Genomic DNA, 16,808 nt, shown 5'->3' with positions numbered 1-16,808 from the left:
CAGATGGCATATCAGACGCGTGGACGCGATCCCTTGTTCGACAGCGAGACCCAGGCCCTGCTGGAGAAACGCGGGCGCGAACTGGTCGGTGTCCTGCTCATCGCCGCCGGGGTCGCGCTGGCCCTGATGCTCACGAGCTACACCCCCGACGATCCGAGCTGGATGAGCGTGACGAGCGATCCGGCGGCCAACGTCTTTGGCCGCTTCGGCGCCTCGATCGCGGCCGCGCTGGTCATGGTGACGGGCATCGGCGGCTGGGGGCTGGTGCTGGCCGGTGTCGTCTGGGGCGGGCGGTTCATCCTGCATATCGGCGCGGACCGGGTCTGGTCGCGCGCCGTCTTCGTGCCGATCGGGGTCGCCCTGTTCTCGATCTACGCCTCGACCCATGCGCCCGGCGCGGCCTGGCCGCACAGTTTCGGGCTGGGCGGGCTTTTCGGTGACATGGCGCTGGGCACGCTGCTGGGCCTCGTGGGGGTCTCGGGTGTCGTCGGGCTCAAGCTCATGGCGCTGGCGGTGATGGCGTCGCTAGTGGTGATCTCGGGTTTTGTGCTGGGGATGACCACGATCGAGACCAAGCGCATCGTCAACTGGCTGCTGCGCGGCAGCGTGCTGACCTATGCCGGGCTGATCGCCGGGCTGGGGCTGGGGCAGCGCAGTCTCGGCCGCGGGGCGCGCGCTGCGGCCACGCGGATCGCCGATGCCCGCGCCGCCCGTGCGGATGGCTGGGACGAGGACGAGGAGGGGGCGTATCACGACGCGCCCGAGCCCGAGCCCGCGCGCCTTCCCCGCGCCGTTCTGAGGGCCACGCGCGAGCCGGTCTGGACCGATCATGACGAGGGCGGCGGCTTCGACGGCGAGGACGATGGCGAACAGCGCCGCACGCCCGGCCTGCTGGGCCGGATCGGGGGGATGTTGCGGCGCGAGGACGACGTGTTCGAAGACGAGATGCCCGACAACCGTCACGCCCATGACGACGGCCCCGAAGAGCGGTTCGACGGCCCCGACGACCGCATCCGCGCGCGTATCGCCGACGCGGTGCAGCAACGCGCCCGCAGCCAGCCCGTCCTGACCGCGGGGCATCGCGACGTGCCGTCGATCCGGCGCAAGAAACACCCGCGCGGCCCCAAGCCCATGATCCTGCCCAAGGAGCCGCCGGTCTCTGCCCGGACCGCTCCGCCCGCGATGCAGGCCGCCGCAGAACACGACGTTGCGGATTTCGCGGTGGTCGAGGCCGAGGATGACGGCGCCATGTTCGACGACGCGCCCGAGGCGGCGCCCGCATTCGCCCCGCGCGCCCCGGTGGCCGAGCCCCCGCGCGCCGTGGTCCAGTCGGCCCCGCGCAAGCGCATCCTGCCCTCGTCGCGCGCCAAGGCCGAAGCGCAGCCGTCGCTGTCCTTTGCCGACGAGGATAACGACTACGAGATGCCGCCGCTGAGCCTTTTGACGCATCCCAACACGATCACCCGCCATGTGCTGGGCGAAGAGGCACTCGAGGAAAATGCGCGGATGCTGGAAACCGTGCTCGACGATTACGGCGTCAAGGGCGAGATCGTCAGCGTCCGCCCCGGCCCGGTTGTCACCATGTACGAGCTCGAGCCCGCGCCGGGTCTCAAGGCCAGCCGCGTGATCGGGCTTGCCGACGATATCGCGCGCTCGATGTCGGCGCTGTCGGCGCGGGTCTCGACCGTGCCGGGCCGCTCGGTCATCGGGATCGAGTTGCCCAACGACAAGCGCGAGATGTGCGTCCTGCGCGAGATCCTGGCGAGCCGCGAGTTCGGTGACGGCAACCACCACCTGCCGCTGGCGCTGGGCAAGGATATCGGCGGCGATCCCATCGTCGCGAACCTCGCCAAGATGCCGCATCTGTTGATCGCGGGCACCACCGGTTCGGGCAAGTCGGTCGCCATCAACACGATGATCCTGTCGCTGCTCTACAAGCTGACCCCCGAGGAATGCCGCCTCATCATGATCGACCCCAAGATGCTGGAACTCAGCGTCTATGACGGCATCCCGCATCTGCTGTCCCCGGTCGTGACGGACCCGAAAAAAGCCGTCGTCGCGCTGAAATGGGTCGTGGGCGAGATGGAGGAGCGTTACCGCAAGATGTCGCGCATGGGCGTGCGCAACATCGAGGGGTTCAATTCGCGGGTGCGCGACGCCCTGTCCAAGGGCGAGCTGTTCGAGCGCACCGTCCAGACCGGGTTCGACGAGGATACCGGAGAGCCGATCTTCGAGACCGAAGAGACGGTGCCCGAGATCCTGCCCTTCATCGTGGTGGTCGTCGACGAGATGGCCGATCTGATGATGGTGGCCGGCAAGGAAATCGAGGCCTGCATCCAGCGCCTCGCGCAGATGGCGCGGGCCTCGGGCATCCACCTCATCATGGCGACGCAGCGCCCGTCGGTCGACGTCATCACCGGCACGATCAAGGCGAACTTCCCCACCCGGATCAGTTTCCAGGTCACGTCCAAGATCGACAGCCGCACCATCCTGGGCGAGCAGGGGGCCGAGCAGCTTCTGGGCATGGGCGACATGCTCTACATGGCGGGCGGCAGCCGCATCGTGCGCGTGCACGGCCCGTTCTGCTCGGACGAAGAGGTGGAGGACGTGGTGAACCACCTCAAGTCCTTCGGGCCGCCGGATTACAAGTCGGGCGTCGTCGAAGGCCCCGACGAGGACCGCGAAAGCGATATCGACGCGGTGCTGGGGCTCGGCGGATCGGGGGGCAACACCTCGGGCGAGGATGCGCAATACGACGAGGCGGTGGCCATCGTCGCGCGCGACCGCAAATGCTCGACCTCGTATATCCAGCGCAAGCTCGGCATCGGCTACAACAAGGCCGCGCGGCTGGTCGAGCAGATGGAGGATCAGGGCGTGGTGTCGCCGGCCAACCATGTCGGCAAGCGCGAGGTGCTCGTGCCGGAAGTCCAGTAGGCCCCGGCCATTGGCGAAATGAAAAGGCCCGGACGCGATGTCCGGGCCTTTGTCGTTGCAAAAGGGTGGTTCAGCCTTTCGGCGGCATGTTCGCGCCGATGAACCAGGCGTCCTTGTCGATCTGGCGCGACACCTCGGTGAACAGGTCCTCGGTATCGTCGTCGCCGATCTCGCCGGCTTCCTCGAGCGCCTCGCGCACGCGCTTGCCCACATCGACGAATCGCTCGCGCAGCGCCTCGACATGGAACTGAAGCTCGGATTCGTTCAGCGGATAAGGCTTCATCTTGGTCTTTTCGGCGACGACCTCGGCGGTGCCATCGGCGAAACCGCCCAGGATCACGGCGCGTTCGGCCATCAGGTCCGAACTTTCGCGCAGCCGGTCGGCGACCTCGTCCAGCAGCTCGTGAACGCCGATGAAGCCGGGGCCCTTGAGGTTCCAGTGCGCCTGCTTGACCGCGAGGGTCAGCGAAATGACATCGGCGAGCCGGGCGTTCAGCAGATCGACGATCTTGTGACGGGTGTTGTCGTTCAGTCCGGCGACAAATGCTTCGGGCATGGTAAGCTCCTTCGACGTGAAAACAGGTCGCGACCCCGGTGGGGTGCTTGTCAGGCCAATGCAGGCCGGCGCGACCGGTTCCATGGCGATATCGCGGGCGTGTTATTGCCTGACGATGGCGGGCCGGCGCATCGTGACTACATCACGGGATGATCGACCGACCCCGATGCAAACGAACGAGGCCATCACATGCCCAGCCGCAGGACTTTCCTTGCAGGTATCAGCGCCGCCGCCATGGTGGCCGCCGCACCCGCCATCGCCGCGCCCATCGACCTGTCGCGCCTGTCGCAATACCTCAACGCGATGAAAACGGCGCAGGCCGAGTTCACGCAGGTCAATGCCGACGGGACGATCTCGACCGGGCAGATCTATATCCAGCGGCCCGGCCGGGTCCGCTTCGACTACAACGCGCCGGACGAAACGCTGGTCATGGCCGGTGGCGGGCAGGTCGCGATCTTTGACGGCGGATCGAACAGCAAGCGGCCCGAGCAGTATCCGCTGGCGCGCACTCCGCTCAAGATCATCCTCGAGGCGAACGTGAATCTCGGGCAGGCCGGCATGGTCACGGGGCACCGGCAGGACGGCGTCAAGACCATCGTCACCGCGCAGGACCCGGCGAACCCCCAATACGGCCGGATCGAGATGGTGTTCACCGACAATCCCGTTCAGCTGCGCCAATGGGTCATCACCGATAACGGCGGCAGCCAGACCACCGTCATCCTCGGCGATCTGCGCGCCGGGGGAAGTTTCCCGGCGCGGTATTTCTCGATTCCGAACGAGATCTCGTCGCGGAGCTGACGCCTAGAGCTTGCGACAGGCCAGAAGCTGCGCGTGGTATTTCTGGGCGCGGGTCGCGACATTGCCCGAGACCCGCACCAGCCAGTCCTTTTCGCGATAGCTGCCGCGCCGGTAGCCCGTGCGCCCCTCGTGGTAGGCAAGGTACTGGTTGCGCGCGTCCTGTCGCGAGATGCCCAGCGACCGCGACGTGCCGTCCATGTACCAGCCCATGAAATCGGACGCGTCGCGGATGCGGTCGCGCTTGGCCCGCCAATTGCCGGTCTTCTGGCGGTACTCGTCCCATGTCCCGTCCAGCGCCTGGCTGTAGCCATAGGCCGACGACTGGCGTCCCATCGGGATGACCCCGAGGGCGAATTTCATCGGCGTGCGCGCGTTCCCGATGAACTTGGATTCCTGGTACAGCGTCGCCATCTGCACCGCGACCGGAACGCCCCAGCGTTTCTCGGTCTTGCGCATCGCGCGCAGCAGGTGCGGCCGTTCGTCCACGATGGAACAGGCATTGTCGAGGTCGCGGGGGGGCGTCCGGTCCGTTCCGCCACAACTGGCGGCGAACACGCAAAGGACCAGTGCGCGAATCATTCTGCTCATGTCTGCCTCGGTCTTTTTTGACGTCTTTTGCGGACAGGTTAGCAGACCGGGGCAGATTCGCGAAACAAATCAGATGAGGAAGGCGAGTGTGAGCGGCAGGGTTACAACGCTCATCAAGGTTGACAGGACGACGAGCCCCGCCACGGCGTCGGCATCCGCGCCGTATTTCGCGGCGATCAGGTAGCTCGTGACCGCAACCGGCGTCGAAATCTGCAGCACGAGGACCGCGAAGGCGACCGGCTCGAGCGCGAAAAGCCGCCCCGTCGCGACGGCGGCGGCGGTGCATCCCGCCAGCTTGAGCGCCGAGAACAGCGCGGGCCGCCCGAGGCTTTCGGGCTGCAGCCGCGCGATGGCCACCCCGAGCGTGACGAGCATCAGCGGAATGGCGAGCTGCCCGATCAGGTCGAGCGTGTTCGTCACGAAATCCGGCGTCCGCCAGCCCCGCCACAGGAACAGCGCCCCCAGCAGCGTGGCGGCGACCACCGGCTCGCGCAGCACGCGCAGCACGGACCCGCCGCCCGCGACCAGCCAGATGCCCGCGGTAAAGCTGTAGATCGCCATGATCGCAAAGATGACGACGGCATAGCCCAAGCCTTCGTCGCCGAAGGCGAAAAGCGCGAGCGGCAGTCCCAGATTCCCGGTATTGCCGAAGATCAGCGGCGCGAGATAGGTGCGCAGCTCGAGCCCGGCGGCCCAGACCAGCCCGGCCATCAGCAGCGTGACCGCGCCATAGGCCGCGAGCGCGGCGAGCGACACGGCCGTCAGCGCCGCGGGCGCGATCTCGGTCCGCATGAGCGCGGTGAAGATCAGGCAGGGCACCCCGAGCGTCATCGCCAGACGCGTCACGAAGCCGACATCGTAGGGCAGGCCGCGGCGCACCCAGACGAATCCGATGGATGCGAGCAGAAAGACGGGCGCGGTCACGTTCAGCACCGTCGTGACGAGATTCACAGAGTGTTTCCTTCGATTTCGGGCGGATCCATGGACAACGCCACGCGACGGCCTTATTGCTGAAAGGGTTGGCGAGAGGACCTTTCATGCTGAAAACACGCGCCCGGTATCATCTCGGCCAGGTTGTCCGGCACCGCAAGCATCCCTTTCGCGGCGTCATCTTCGACGTGGACGCAACCTTTTCCAACACCGAGGAATGGTACGAATCGATCCCCGAAGAGGCGCGCCCGGCCCGCGACCAGCCCTATTACCACCTGCTCGCCGAGAACTCGCAAAGCTACTACGTGGCCTATGTGTCCGAACAGAATCTCGAGGCGGATTATTCGGGCGAGCCTGTCGCGCATCCCGACCTCGAAGACTTCTTCGGCGAGCTCGAGGATGGCGCCTACACGCCGCAGTTTCAGCTCAACTGATCCTGAACGACCGGGAAACCGGCGTCTTTCCAGCCGGCGAATCCCCCCTCCATCTCGGCCACGTTCGACAGGCCCATATCCCTGAGCGTCGCCACCGCCAAAGCCGAGCGCATGGCGGCCGCGCAAAACAGGACCAGCGTCTTGTCGGTCGCGAAAACCGGCTTGTGATAGGGGCTTTCGGGGTCGATCCAGAACTCAAGCATCCCGCGGGGCGCGTGAACCGCGCCGTCGATGCGCCCCTCGCGCGACAGCTCGCGCACGTCGCGGATATCGACCAGCATCGCCTCGTCCCGGTCGAGCATGTCGCGGACCCGTTCGGGCGGCAGGGTGTCGATCCGGGCCTTGGCGCGGGCGACGAGCGTGCTGACCGGGGTGATGGGCATGACGGCCTCCTTTCGGCTTTCGCGCAGGGTTGGGCGTAACCGCCGCGAAGGCAAGACCCGGCGCGGCACGATCCGGCCCTTTGGGCCGTCGGCACGCAGCACGAAACGCAGCGACGTCACGTTCAGCCCGCCGCGCCGGGCGACGCGGACCTCGCGCGCGAGGGTGCGGATCAGGAACCAGCCGAACCCGCCCTCGGGCAGTTCGGCCAGCGGGGCGTCGCGCAGCATCTGCCGCGGCAGGCCGCCATCGGGGGGCGCAAAGGCCCGGCCCCGGTCCGCGATCACGACGCGCAGATCGCCGCCCATCTGCCGCGCCCCCAGCCAGACCGGCCCGCAACGGGTGGTGGCATAGCCGTGTTCGACCACGTTGTTCACCACCTCGGCCAGCGCCAGTTCGACCGAGGCGCGACATTCCGCCCCTGCGCCGCGCACCCCGGTCATGGCGCAGGCCAACAGATCGCGCACCCGCGCCGTTTCAAGCTGCGGACAGTGGACGAGGATGCGCCGGGGATCAGGCCGCATGATCGGGGCCGTCGCGAACCCGGTCGAGTCTTGAATGGATGGTCAGCACACGGTCCAGCCGCGTCAGCGCGAACACCTTGGCGACCGGCGGCTGAAGATTGGCGAGTTCGAGCTGCCGGTCCGGCGCCAGTTGTTTCATCGCCCTGACGATCGCCCCGAGCCCCGAGCTGTCGATGAACCCGACCCCCCCGAGATCGAGCACGACCGCCCCGGCCGCACCGGCCGCGCGGTCGCGCACGGCATCCTTGAAGGCGACGGCCGCGACCGCGTCGATCCGCGAGACCTCGGGCCGCAGCACGAGCCGCCCCGCATCGGTCCATGCCGTCATTTCCATGAAACGCACCTCCCTTATCGAGCGGGATCACCCTATACCGCCGCAACCTAAGCAATCGTGAACGGGAGCTTCCGGAAATGCCCGATTATGCCGATCTCGCGCGGCGCTGCGCGAGCCTTGTCGAGGGCGAGGACGACGCCGTTGCCGTCATGGCGACGCTCGCCTGCGAGATCCACCATTCCGATCCGCGTTTCGACTGGACGGGGTTCTACCGCGTGGTCGCGCCCGAACTGCTCAAGATCGGACCCTATCAGGGCGGGCACGGTTGCCTGACGATCCCGTTCTCGCGCGGGGTCTGCGGCAAGGCGGCCCGCAGCGGCGAGGTGCAGATCGTGCCCGATGTCGACGCGTTTCCCGGCCATATCGCCTGCGCCAGCTCGACCCGGTCCGAACTGGTGATGCCGGTGCGCGACGCGTCGGGCGCGGTGATCGCCGTTCTCGATATCGACAGCGACCGCCCCGACGCGTTCGACGATGCCGACGTGCGGGGTCTGCAGCCGATTCTCGATGCCGCTTTCGCCGCCCGCTGACTACGCCCCGCCGGCGGGGCCGCTGCAGATTCTGCATTGCGACGATGCGCTTTTGGCGGTGTCCAAGCCGCCGGGATTGCTGAGCGTGCCGGGCCGGGATGCGGCCTTGGGCGAATGTCTCATGTCGCAGGTGCAGGCGATTTTTCCCCAGGCGCGGCTCGTCCATCGGCTGGATCGCGACACCTCGGGCGTGGCGGTATTTGCCATGACGGCGGCCGCGCAGCGCCATCTGGGGCTGCAATTCGAGAAACGCATCCCGCGCAAGACCTACATCGCCGAAGTGGCGGGCGTGCCGCGCGATGCATCGGGCTGGATCGACCAGCCGCTGCGGGCCGATTGGCCGAACCGGCCGCGACAGATGGTCGATCCGGTCGCGGGCCGCGCGGCGCAGACCGGGTGGGCCGTCATTGCGCGCAAGACAAGCAGCGCCTTTCTGCGCCTGTCGCCCCGCACGGGGCGATCCCACCAGTTGCGGGTGCATTTGCAATGGCTGGGCCATCCGATCCTCGGCGATCCGATCTATGCGCCCGAAACGCTCGGCCGGCGTCCGCGGCTCATGCTGCATGCCGCGGCGCTCGCGCTGCGTCATCCGCTGGGCGGGGCGTGGATCGCGTTCCGGGCGCCCTCGGGTTTCGTGCCCGCGGTCGAGGAGCCGCGCGACGCCTGATCCTCGGGCGGCAAGATCCCGGCGATATCGGTCCCGCCCCCGATGGATGATGCGGAACAGGTGTCGCGCGCCGTGGCGTTCAACGGGACGCGCGGCCCTTTCCGCCCCGATCCCGCTTTGCGTTCCGCGCGGCGCGCGCCATATCTAGCGCAACCGACCAGTCCAAGGAGATCCCGATGGCCCTGCGCATCAACGATACCGCCCCCGATTTCACCGCCGATTCGACCGACGGGCCGATCTCGTTTCACGAGTGGATCGGGGATGGCTACGCGATCCTGTTCTCGCATCCCAAGGATTTCACCCCGGTCTGCACGACCGAGCTCGGCCGCATGGCCGGCATGGAGGAAGAGTTCGCCAAGCGGAACGCCAAGATCCTCGGGATCTCGGTCGATCCGGTCGAGGATCACCACAGGTGGAAATCCGACATCGCCAGCTATACCGGCAACGAGGTCCGCTATCCCATGATCGGCGACCCCGACATGAAGGTCGCCAAGCTTTATGACATGCTGCCGGCCGAGGCCGATGGCGACGCCTCGGGCCGGACCCCGGCGGATAACGCGACCGTGCGGACGGTCTTCATCATCGGGCCGGACAAGAAGGTGAAGCTCAGCCTGACCTATCCGATGACCACGGGCCGCAACTTTGCCGAGATCCTGCGCGCGCTCGATTCGATCCAGATGACCGCCAGGCACAAGGTGGCCACCCCGGCCGACTGGCAGGATGGCGACGACGTCATCATCACCGCGTCGGTCAGCGACGACGAGGCGCGCGAGAAATTCGGCGATTTCGAGAAAAAGCTGCCTTATCTGCGGACGACGCGGCAGCCTCGCTGATCCCTCGCGAAACCGCCCAGCCGCTTGCGCCGCCCCTTACCCGAGGGGCGGCGTTCGTCTATGGGCTGATCCATGCGGCCCGATAGCTTTCGCGGCATCGCCCTTGCCCTGACCGGGGCGCTGGTGCTGTCGCCCGACACCCTGTTCATGCGCCTCTCGGGGCTCGACGCCGCCCAGATGATGGGCTGGCGCGGATCGCTCATGGCCGCGACGCTGATCCTGTTCTGGGCCGCGACGACACGCGACCGGGGCGGCGATCTACGGTGCCTCATTACTCCGGCAGGGTTGGGTGCCGCCGCCTGCCAGGGCTTCAACGGCATGGCCTTTGCCTATGGCATCGCCGTGGCGCCCGTGTCGGTGGTGCTTTTCGCGCTGGCCACTGTGCCGATCTGGTCGGCGGCCCTGGGCGCGCTGGTGCTGGGCGACAGGGTGGGGCGGGCGACGGCGATCACCTCGGCGGTCGTGCTGGCGGGGATCGGCCTTTCCGTCTTTTCCGCCGAGGGCGGCCACGGGGCGGGCGGCAGCCAGCCGCTTATCGGCGCGCTTTGCGGGCTGGCCGTCGCCGTGGCCATGGCGGGCAGCTTTACCATCTACCGCGCGCGGCCCGCCTTGCCGGTGCCGCTGACGGTCGGCGCGGGGGCCGCGGTCTTTGGCGCGGTCGGATGGGCCGTCGCCGGGCCGATGACGCAGACGGGCGGGGTGCTTCCGGCGATATGGGTCTGCGGGGTGCTGATCCTGCCCGCGTCCTTCGTGCTGCTGTCGGTCGCGTCGCGGCATACGCCCTCGGCGAATGTAAGCCTCTTGCTGCTGCTCGAGACGGCGCTGGGGCCGATTCTGGTGTGGGGGTTTCTGGGCGAGGCGATGACCGGCCCCGAACTGGTGGGGGGCGGCATCGTGGTGGCGGCGCTGGCCGTCTACCTGCGCCACCGCCGCCGCGTCAGAGAAGCACCGATCGCAGAATCCAGCCCACCACCCCCAGCGCCGCCACGCTGAGCACCCAGATCGCGACGAACCACGCCAGCTTTCGCAGCATCAATGATAGCCCGAACTGTGGTCGATCTTGCCGCGGAACACCCAGTAGGCATAGGCGGTATAGCCCAGGATCATGGGCAGCAGCACGATGGCGCCCACGAACATGAAGAGCTGACTCTTGAAGGGGCTTGCCGCATCCCAGAGCGTGACGCTGGTGGGGATGACATAGGGCCACATGCAGACCCCGAGCCCGAGAAAGCACAGCCCGAACAGCCCGAGCGTCAGGACAAACGGCATGTAGTCGTTCCGCTCGTTATAAAGCTCGCGCCCGAGCAGGGCGATGAAGCCCAGCACCAGCAGCGGGATGGGCGAGACCTGCAGGATCTGGGGCCAGCCGAACCAGCGGTCGAAATAGGCTGCCTCCAGAAAGGGGGTCCAGATCGAGACGATCCCGATGAACGCGACCGTGCCGAACCCCAGGATGCGCGCGATGCGGCGCGCCTTGTCCTGTATGTCGCCCTCGAGCCGCCAGTTGAGCCAGCAGGCCCCGAGCAGCCCGTAGCCGCAGACCACGGCCAGACCGCAGACCACCGAGAAGGAGGTCAACCAGTCCCACCACCCGCCGCCATAGGCGCGGCCGTCGACCTCGATCCCCTGCAATAGGGCGCCGAGGACGATGCCTTGGGAAAAGGCGGCGACGGTCGAGCCTCCGATAAAGGCCCAGTCCCAGAACAGGCGCGTGCGCGGACCTTCGGCCCGCCAGCGGAACTCGAACGCGACGCCGCGAAAGACCAGCGCCAACAGCATCGCGATGATCGGCGGATAGAGCGCGGGCATGATGATGGCGTAGGCCATGGGAAACGCCGCGAAGAGCCCACCGCCGCCGAGGATCAGCCATGTCTCGTTGCCGTCCCAGACCGGCGCGACCGTGTTCATCATCAGGTCGCGGTCGCGTTTGTGGGGAAAGACCGGGTAGAGGATCCCGATGCCGAGGTCGAACCCGTCGAGCACGACATAGATATAGACGGCGACGGCCAGCAGGATCGCCCAGGCCACGGTCAAGTCAAAGCTGATGTCCATGGGTCGCCCCCCTCATTCGGCCGGATGCGGCTTGTTCGGATCGCTGCGCGGCAGCTTTTGCGCCGGCATGATGCCCGCCGAGCGGATCGGCCCCGGCTCTTCGCCGACGCCGCGCTGACCCTTTTCTGGCGGCTTGGCCATCAGCTTGAGCAGGTAAAGGATGCCCGCGCCGAACACCGCGAAATAGATCACGATGAAGGCGATCAACGACGAGCCCACCGCGCTGGCCCCGATGGGCGAGACCGCGTCGGCGGTCAGCAACTCTCCGTAGACGACATAGGGCTGGCGCCCGACCTCGGTCGTGATCCAACCCGCGATGACCGCGACCAACCCCGACGGCGCCATCACGAACACGGCCCGATGTAACCAGCGGCTCGTGTAAAGGTTTCGGCGGAAACGCGAGATCAGCGACCATGCGCCCACGGCGACCATCAGCACGCCGATCCCCACCATGATGCGGAAGGACCAGAACACCATGGCGACGGGCGGCTGTTCGGCCCGCGGCACGGTCTCGAGCCCGTCCATCGACCCGTTCCACCCCTTGCCGAGGATCGGCCCCCCGACTCTGGGGATCGAGATGCCATAACGCAGCTCCTGCGCTTCCTGGTCGGGGATGCCGAACAGGATCAGCGGGATGCCGTCGTCGTAGCTTTCGAAATGGCCCTCCATCGCGAGAACCTTGGTCGGCTGGTATTCGTAGGTGTTCAGCCCCTGCTCATGTCCCAGCACGACCTGCAACGGGGCCACCACGGTGGCCATCCACATCGCCATCGAGAACATCGTGCGCACGCCGGCATTGTCGCCGCGCCGCCGCAGCAGGTGCCAGGCCCCGACGCCGCCGACGATGAAGGCCGTCGTCAGGTAGGCCGCCGTCAGCGTATGGGCGAGGCGATAGGGAAAGGACGGGTTGAACACGATCGCCCACCAGTCGTCCGGCAGGAACTGCCCGTTCTCGCCCATGACAAAGCCCGTGGGGGTGTGCATCCAGCTGTTGACGCTGATGATCCACGTCGCCGAGATCGCGGTGCCCGCCGCGACGAGGAGCGTGGCCGTCATGTGCAGCGTCGGGCCGACCTTTTCACGCCCGAACAGCATGATCCCGAGGAACCCGGCCTCGAGGAAAAAGGCGGTGAGCACCTCGTAGGCCATGAGCGGCCCGATGATCGGCCCCGCGCGGTCGGACAGAACCGACCAGTTGGTGCCGAACTGGTAGGACATGACCAGCCCCGACACGACCCCCATGGCAAAGGTGATCGCAAAGATCTTAACCCAGTACTTGAACAGGCGCAGATAGGCTTCGTCCTTGGTCCACAGGAACATCCCGTTCAGGACGGCCAGGTAGCTGGCGAGCCCGATGGTGAAGGCGGGAAACAGGAAGTGGAAGGCAATGGTGAACCCGAACTGTATCCGGGCCAGCATCAGCGCATCGAGACCGAGAAACGTATCCATGGGCAACCTCGTTCAGCGGGCTACCGCTTAAGTATAACGACCCGCCAGGGTTTCCACCTTGGCGGGTTGTCACGTCTCGTCGCAGAGAGGTCCGGTCAGACCATCTTGGGGTAGAGCACCGTGCGCGCGTTCATGGGAACCTGCTCGTAGAGCATCTTGATATGCTCGTTCGTCAGGCCGGCGCAGCCGTTCGACACGGCGCGACCGATGGTGTTCACGTCCGGCGTTCCGTGAATCCGCAGGAACGTGTCGCCGCGCCCTTCTTCGAAGAGGTAGAGCGCGCGGGCGCCCAGCGGGTTGTTCGGGCCACCCGGCATCCCGTTCTTGTGACGGGCGTATTTCTCGGGCTCGCGCCGGATCATGTCGGGCGTCGGCGTCCAGGACGGCCATTCCTTCTTGGCGCCGATGTAGTAGTCGCCCGGCTCGTAGAGCCCGGCCCGGCCGACGCGGATACCGTAGCGCCATGCCTTGTTGTCGGGCATCGTCCAGAAGAGCTGGAAATGGTCGGGAAAAACGTGAATCTCACCTGCGGGCAGCGGTGCGCGCAGGCTCACGAAGGCCGGTTGAAGACGCGGCGGGAGCGATTGCGCGAAAGCCGGTCCACCCAGGAGGGAGGCCCCGAAGGCAGCGGCCCCAGCCGCGATGAAGTCACGTCGGTTCATTGTCTAGGCATCTCCCCACATCGAATCATATCCGTTACTCAGGGCATTAGCGCGATTCGCCATAGAATTGTTCAACGAGAATCGATTTTTGACGAATATGTGAAACATGGCGGCAGCCTTGCATCGCTGCGGGCCGTGCCGGGGCCCGCATGTCGCGGACCCCGGAAAGACGATCAGCTTTCGGCGGTTTCCTCGGCCGCAAGCTCGCCGGTTTGCTGGTCGATCATCTTCATCGACAGGCGGACCTTGCCGCGATCGTCGAAGCCCAGCAGCTTGACCCAGACCTCCTGGCCTTCCTTCAGGGCGTCAGAAGGATGGTTCAGGCGGCGGTTCTCGATCTGGCTGACATGCACCAGCCCGTCGCGCTTGCCGAAGAAGTTCACGAAGGCGCCGAAATCGACGATCTTGACGACGGTGCCCTTGTAGATCTTGCCTTCCTCGGGCTCGGCCACGATCGAATGGATCATGTCCCAGGCCTTCTTGATGGCGTCGCCATTGGCCGAGGCGATCTTGATGACGCCGTCATCGTTCACGTCGACCTTGGCGCCCGACACCTCGACGATCTCGCGGATCACCTTGCCACCGGTGCCGATCACTTCGCGGATCTTGTCGGTGGGGATCTGCATCGTCTCGATCCGCGGGGCGTAGGCGCTGAACTCCGACGTCTCGGACAGGGCCTTGTTCATCTCACCCAGGATGTGCAGGCGGCCGGCCTTGGCCTGCGCCAGAGCCTTTTCCATGATCTCGGGGGTGATCCCCGCGACCTTGATATCCATCTGCAGCGACGTGATGCCGTTCTCGGTGCCAGCGACCTTGAAATCCATGTCGCCGAGGTGATCCTCGTCGCCGAGAATGTCGGTCAGGATAGCATAATCGCCGTCATCCTCGAGGATGAGGCCCATCGCGACGCCCGCCACCGGCGATTTCAGCGGCACGCCGGCATCCATCATCGACAGCGAACCGCCGCAGACCGACGCCATCGAGCTCGATCCGTTCGACTCGGTGATCTCGGACACGACGCGGATGGTATAGGGGAAATCCGTCGCCGCCGGCAGAACCGCCTGAAGCGCGCGCCACGCCAGCTTGCCGTGGCCGATCTCGCGCCGACCCGGAGGGCCGACGCGCCCCGCTTCGCCGACCGAATAGGGCGGGAAGTTGTAGTGGAGCAGGAAGTTCGACTTGTAGGTGCCCTCGAGCGCGTCGATCATCTGCTCGTCATCGCCGGTGCCCAGCGTGGTGACGACTAGGCTCTGCGTTTCGCCGCGCGTGAACAGCGCCGAGCCATGCGTGCGGGGCAGGAACCCGGTCTCGGCACTGATCGCGCGGACCTCGTCGGTCGCGCGACCGTCGATCCGCTTGCCGCCCTTGACCACGTCGCCGCGCAGGATCGACGACTCGAGCTTCTTGAAGGCCGAGCCGAGGTTGCTGTCGGCCAGTTGCTCCTCGCTCAGCGCGTCGCGTATATCGGCGCGCGCCTTGGCGATGGCGGCCGTCCGCTCCTGCTTGTCGGTGATCGCGAAGGCGGCGCGCATCTTCTGCTCGCCGGCCGATTTCACCGCGTCATACAGCGCCGAGTAATCCGGCGGCGTGAAATCGAAGGGCTCCTTCGCGGCTTCCTCGGCGAGGTCCACGATCAGGTCGATCACCGGCTGGATGTGCTTGTGGGCAAAGGTCACGGCGCCCAGCATCTCGTCCTCGGTCAGCTCGTAGGCCTCGGACTCGACCATCATCACGGCGTCCTTGGTGCCCGCGACCACGAGATCGAGCCGCTGGTCGGGGTTGTTCCGCAGCTTGGCCATGTCGTCGATGGTCGGGTTCAGCACGTATTCGCCGCCCTCGTAGCCCACGCGGCAACCCGCGATCGGCCCCATGAAGGGCACGCCCGAGATCGTCAGCGCGGCCGAGGCGGCGATCATCGCCACCATGTCGGGGTCGTTGACGAGGTCGTGGCTCAGCACGGTGCACATCACCAGCACTTCGTTCTTGAAGCCCGGCACGAAAAGCGGACGGATCGGCCGGTCGATCAGGCGCGCGGTCAGCGTCTCCTTCTCGGTCGGGCGCGCCTCGCGCTTGAAGAAACCGCCCGGAATCTTGCCCGCGGCGTAGTATTTTTCCTGGTAGTGGACCGTCAGCGGAAAGAAGTCCTGGCCGGGCTTCTGTTCGCGCGCATAGGTCACGTTGGCCATGACGCGCGTATCGCCGAGCGTGGCGATCACCGATCCGTCGGCCTGGCGGGCGACCTTGCCCGTCTCGAGGGTGAGCGTCTCCTCGCCCCATTCGATTGATTTCGTCGTAACGTTGAACATCGTCGTATCCTATCTGGACCGCGCGGAGCCCTCTCCGCCGGCCCTGTTTCAGGGCGGCCGCATTGCCGCCGACCCCATTCATCATACTCTCACGGCGCGAGGGGACCGGCGCGCCACGTCTCAGATGCGCCGCGCCTACAGCAAAACACATCCCAAGAGAAGCGAATCGCGCGGCGGCGGATCATCGCGCCCGCGAAACGCAAAAAGCCGCCCGGTGCCGGGCGGCCTTGCCGTCGCGATGTCGTCGCGGTTCAGCGACGGATGCCGAGACGCTGGATCAGGTCGCGATAGCGCGCATCGTCGCGGGCCTTGACGTAATCGAGCAGCTTGCGGCGCTGGGCCACCAGCTTGAGAAGGCCGCGGCGCGAATGGTTGTCCTTGGCGTGGGTCTTGAAATGCTCGGTCAAGTTGCTGATCCGGTGCGTCAGGATCGCGACCTGCACCTCGGGCGAACCGGTGTCGCCGGTCCCGCGCGAGAAATCGCTGATGATCTGCTGTTTGGCTTCGGCAGTGATCGACATCGTGGGTCTCCTTGCTGTCGGTTGACGAAAATCCGCTCCGGCCGGGATGTCGTCCAGCACGGGCGTCCGTCCGCGCGTGTCGCGGACCGATGGCGGATACGGCATCGCGGCGGCGATGAAAAGCCCCCGGATTGCGGGCTTTTCGACTCGAATGGCGCGGAAAATCTGAACTCCGTGGAAATCCGGCGCCGCTAGGGTCAGGATTCATAACCAGAACATGACGGTTGCGGCGAGGGCGATGGCGGAGAGGAAGACCTTCGGGCATCTGTCGTAGCGGGTGGCGATGCGACGCCAGTCTTTCAACCTACC

17 protein-coding genes and 2 pseudogenes are annotated in these 16,808 nt (G+C 66.5%); 7 read left to right on the top strand and 12 right to left on the bottom strand.

The window, feature by feature from the left end:
* Window positions 1-3 precede the first annotated feature (3 nt).
* Window positions 4-2,934, top strand: coding sequence for a DNA translocase FtsK (locus E2L08_RS10570; protein WP_133397051.1), 2,931 nt, complete (start codon window positions 4-6; stop codon window positions 2,932-2,934).
* A 70-nt stretch (window positions 2,935-3,004) separates the two neighbouring features.
* Here E2L08_RS10570 and dps read toward each other — a convergent pair whose 3' ends face one another.
* The gene (dps, locus tag E2L08_RS10565; protein ID WP_133397050.1) at window positions 3,005-3,490 is read right to left on the bottom strand and encodes a DNA starvation/stationary phase protection protein Dps; all 486 of its coding nucleotides are present in this window, start codon (window positions 3,488-3,490) and stop codon (window positions 3,005-3,007) included.
* Window positions 3,491-3,679: 189 nt separating this feature from the next.
* Here dps and E2L08_RS10560 point away from each other — a divergent pair, with 189 nt between their 5' ends.
* On the top strand, window positions 3,680-4,288 hold the full coding sequence (locus E2L08_RS10560; protein ID WP_133397049.1) for a LolA family protein: 609 nt from the start codon (window positions 3,680-3,682) through the stop codon (window positions 4,286-4,288).
* Between the two features lie 3 nt (window positions 4,289-4,291).
* On the opposite strand, the gene E2L08_RS10555 is transcribed toward E2L08_RS10560, so the two are convergent.
* Both E2L08_RS10555 and E2L08_RS10550 read right to left on the bottom strand, forming a co-directional pair.
* Window positions 4,292-4,876, bottom strand: a complete 585-nt coding sequence (locus E2L08_RS10555; protein WP_133397048.1) for a transglycosylase SLT domain-containing protein — start codon at window positions 4,874-4,876, stop codon at window positions 4,292-4,294.
* 69 nt (window positions 4,877-4,945) lie between these two features.
* Window positions 4,946-5,827 (bottom strand): AEC family transporter, encoded by an 882-nt coding sequence (locus tag E2L08_RS10550; protein WP_133397047.1) that lies wholly within the window; start codon window positions 5,825-5,827, stop codon window positions 4,946-4,948.
* An 86-nt stretch (window positions 5,828-5,913) separates the two neighbouring features.
* Here E2L08_RS10550 and hspQ point away from each other — a divergent pair, with 86 nt between their 5' ends.
* Window positions 5,914-6,240, top strand: coding sequence for a heat shock protein HspQ (gene hspQ / locus E2L08_RS10545; RefSeq protein ID WP_133397046.1), 327 nt, complete (start codon window positions 5,914-5,916; stop codon window positions 6,238-6,240).
* Here hspQ and E2L08_RS17435 read toward each other — a convergent pair.
* Window positions 6,228-7,145, bottom strand: coding sequence for an ATP-binding protein (locus tag E2L08_RS17435; protein ID WP_133397045.1), 918 nt, complete (start codon window positions 7,143-7,145; stop codon window positions 6,228-6,230). The genes hspQ and E2L08_RS17435 overlap by 13 nt on opposite strands.
* Complete coding sequence (locus E2L08_RS10535; RefSeq protein ID WP_133397044.1) at window positions 7,135-7,479, bottom strand: STAS domain-containing protein; 345 nt, start codon at window positions 7,477-7,479, stop codon at window positions 7,135-7,137. Before E2L08_RS10535 ends, E2L08_RS17435 begins: the two co-directional genes overlap by 11 nt.
* Before the next feature lie 77 nt (window positions 7,480-7,556).
* Between E2L08_RS10535 and msrC the strand changes: the two genes are divergently transcribed.
* The 4 genes from msrC (at window position 7,557) to E2L08_RS10515 (ending at window position 10,502) form a co-directional block, all read left to right on the top strand.
* Window positions 7,557-8,009 carry a free L-methionine (R)-S-oxide reductase MsrC gene (gene msrC, locus E2L08_RS10530; protein ID WP_133397043.1) on the top strand — a complete coding sequence of 151 codons (453 nt, stop codon included), beginning with the start codon at window positions 7,557-7,559 and terminating at the stop codon, window positions 8,007-8,009.
* The gene (locus tag E2L08_RS10525; protein ID WP_133397042.1) at window positions 7,987-8,676 is read left to right on the top strand and encodes a pseudouridine synthase; all 690 of its coding nucleotides are present in this window, start codon (window positions 7,987-7,989) and stop codon (window positions 8,674-8,676) included. The genes msrC and E2L08_RS10525 overlap by 23 nt, the downstream gene beginning before the upstream one ends.
* 176 nt (window positions 8,677-8,852) lie before the next feature.
* On the top strand, window positions 8,853-9,509 hold the full coding sequence (locus E2L08_RS10520; RefSeq protein WP_133397041.1) for a peroxiredoxin: 657 nt from the start codon (window positions 8,853-8,855) through the stop codon (window positions 9,507-9,509).
* A gap of 72 nt (window positions 9,510-9,581) precedes the next feature.
* Window positions 9,582-10,502, top strand: a complete 921-nt coding sequence (locus E2L08_RS10515) for a DMT family transporter (RefSeq protein ID WP_133397040.1) — start codon at window positions 9,582-9,584, stop codon at window positions 10,500-10,502.
* Here the strand turns inward: E2L08_RS10515 and E2L08_RS17265 are convergent.
* The 7 genes and pseudogenes from E2L08_RS17265 to E2L08_RS10480 form a co-directional block, all read right to left on the bottom strand.
* A pseudogene (locus E2L08_RS17265) lies at window positions 10,498-10,542 on the bottom strand (hypothetical protein); the annotation flags it as partial. The gene E2L08_RS10515 and the pseudogene E2L08_RS17265 overlap by 5 nt on opposite strands.
* Entirely contained in the window at window positions 10,542-11,561 is a 1,020-nt protein-coding gene (gene cydB / locus E2L08_RS10505; RefSeq protein WP_133397038.1) for a cytochrome d ubiquinol oxidase subunit II, read from the bottom strand. The pseudogene E2L08_RS17265 and the gene cydB, both read right to left, overlap by 1 nt.
* Before the next feature lie 12 nt (window positions 11,562-11,573).
* Entirely contained in the window at window positions 11,574-13,010 is a 1,437-nt protein-coding gene (locus E2L08_RS10500; RefSeq protein WP_133397037.1) for a cytochrome ubiquinol oxidase subunit I, read from the bottom strand.
* A gap of 95 nt (window positions 13,011-13,105) precedes the next feature.
* On the bottom strand, window positions 13,106-13,672 hold the full coding sequence (locus E2L08_RS10495; RefSeq protein ID WP_133397036.1) for a L,D-transpeptidase: 567 nt from the start codon (window positions 13,670-13,672) through the stop codon (window positions 13,106-13,108).
* Between the two features lie 173 nt (window positions 13,673-13,845).
* Window positions 13,846-15,978 carry a polyribonucleotide nucleotidyltransferase gene (gene pnp, locus E2L08_RS10490; RefSeq protein WP_133397035.1) on the bottom strand — a complete coding sequence of 711 codons (2,133 nt, stop codon included), beginning with the start codon at window positions 15,976-15,978 and terminating at the stop codon, window positions 13,846-13,848.
* A 251-nt stretch (window positions 15,979-16,229) separates the two neighbouring features.
* Window positions 16,230-16,499, bottom strand: coding sequence for a 30S ribosomal protein S15 (gene rpsO / locus E2L08_RS10485; RefSeq protein WP_133397034.1), 270 nt, complete (start codon window positions 16,497-16,499; stop codon window positions 16,230-16,232).
* A 204-nt stretch (window positions 16,500-16,703) separates the two neighbouring features.
* Window positions 16,704-16,808: pseudogene (locus E2L08_RS10480) on the bottom strand (IS5/IS1182 family transposase); the annotation flags it as partial.

Source organism: Palleronia sediminis, from assembly GCF_004358695.1.
Taxonomy (GTDB): Bacteria; Pseudomonadota; Alphaproteobacteria; order Rhodobacterales; family Rhodobacteraceae; genus Palleronia; species Palleronia sediminis.
Note: the sequence above shows the minus strand (reverse complement) of the source record. Positions and strands in the feature narration are given on the sequence as shown.

Coding starts and splice junctions, on each gene's coding strand:
- E2L08_RS10520 (WP_133397041.1), top strand. CDS start 8,853: ATGGCCCTGCGCATCAACGATACCGCCCCCGATTTCACCGCCGATTCG.
- msrC (WP_133397043.1), top strand. CDS start 7,557: ATGCCCGATTATGCCGATCTCGCGCGGCGCTGCGCGAGCCTTGTCGAG.
- dps (WP_133397050.1), bottom strand. CDS start 3,490: ATGCCCGAAGCATTTGTCGCCGGACTGAACGACAACACCCGTCACAAG.
- E2L08_RS10500 (WP_133397037.1), bottom strand. CDS start 13,010: ATGGATACGTTTCTCGGTCTCGATGCGCTGATGCTGGCCCGGATACAG.
- E2L08_RS17435 (WP_133397045.1), bottom strand. CDS start 7,145: ATGCGGCCTGATCCCCGGCGCATCCTCGTCCACTGTCCGCAGCTTGAA.
- E2L08_RS10570 (WP_133397051.1), top strand. CDS start 4: ATGGCATATCAGACGCGTGGACGCGATCCCTTGTTCGACAGCGAGACC.
- E2L08_RS10515 (WP_133397040.1), top strand. CDS start 9,582: ATGCGGCCCGATAGCTTTCGCGGCATCGCCCTTGCCCTGACCGGGGCG.
- E2L08_RS10535 (WP_133397044.1), bottom strand. CDS start 7,479: ATGGAAATGACGGCATGGACCGATGCGGGGCGGCTCGTGCTGCGGCCC.
- E2L08_RS10495 (WP_133397036.1), bottom strand. CDS start 13,672: ATGAACCGACGTGACTTCATCGCGGCTGGGGCCGCTGCCTTCGGGGCC.
- E2L08_RS10555 (WP_133397048.1), bottom strand. CDS start 4,876: ATGAGCAGAATGATTCGCGCACTGGTCCTTTGCGTGTTCGCCGCCAGT.
- E2L08_RS10525 (WP_133397042.1), top strand. CDS start 7,987: ATGCCGCTTTCGCCGCCCGCTGACTACGCCCCGCCGGCGGGGCCGCTG.
- cydB (WP_133397038.1), bottom strand. CDS start 11,561: ATGGACATCAGCTTTGACTTGACCGTGGCCTGGGCGATCCTGCTGGCC.
- E2L08_RS10560 (WP_133397049.1), top strand. CDS start 3,680: ATGCCCAGCCGCAGGACTTTCCTTGCAGGTATCAGCGCCGCCGCCATG.
- pnp (WP_133397035.1), bottom strand. CDS start 15,978: ATGTTCAACGTTACGACGAAATCAATCGAATGGGGCGAGGAGACGCTC.
- rpsO (WP_133397034.1), bottom strand. CDS start 16,499: ATGTCGATCACTGCCGAAGCCAAACAGCAGATCATCAGCGATTTCTCG.
- hspQ (WP_133397046.1), top strand. CDS start 5,914: ATGCTGAAAACACGCGCCCGGTATCATCTCGGCCAGGTTGTCCGGCAC.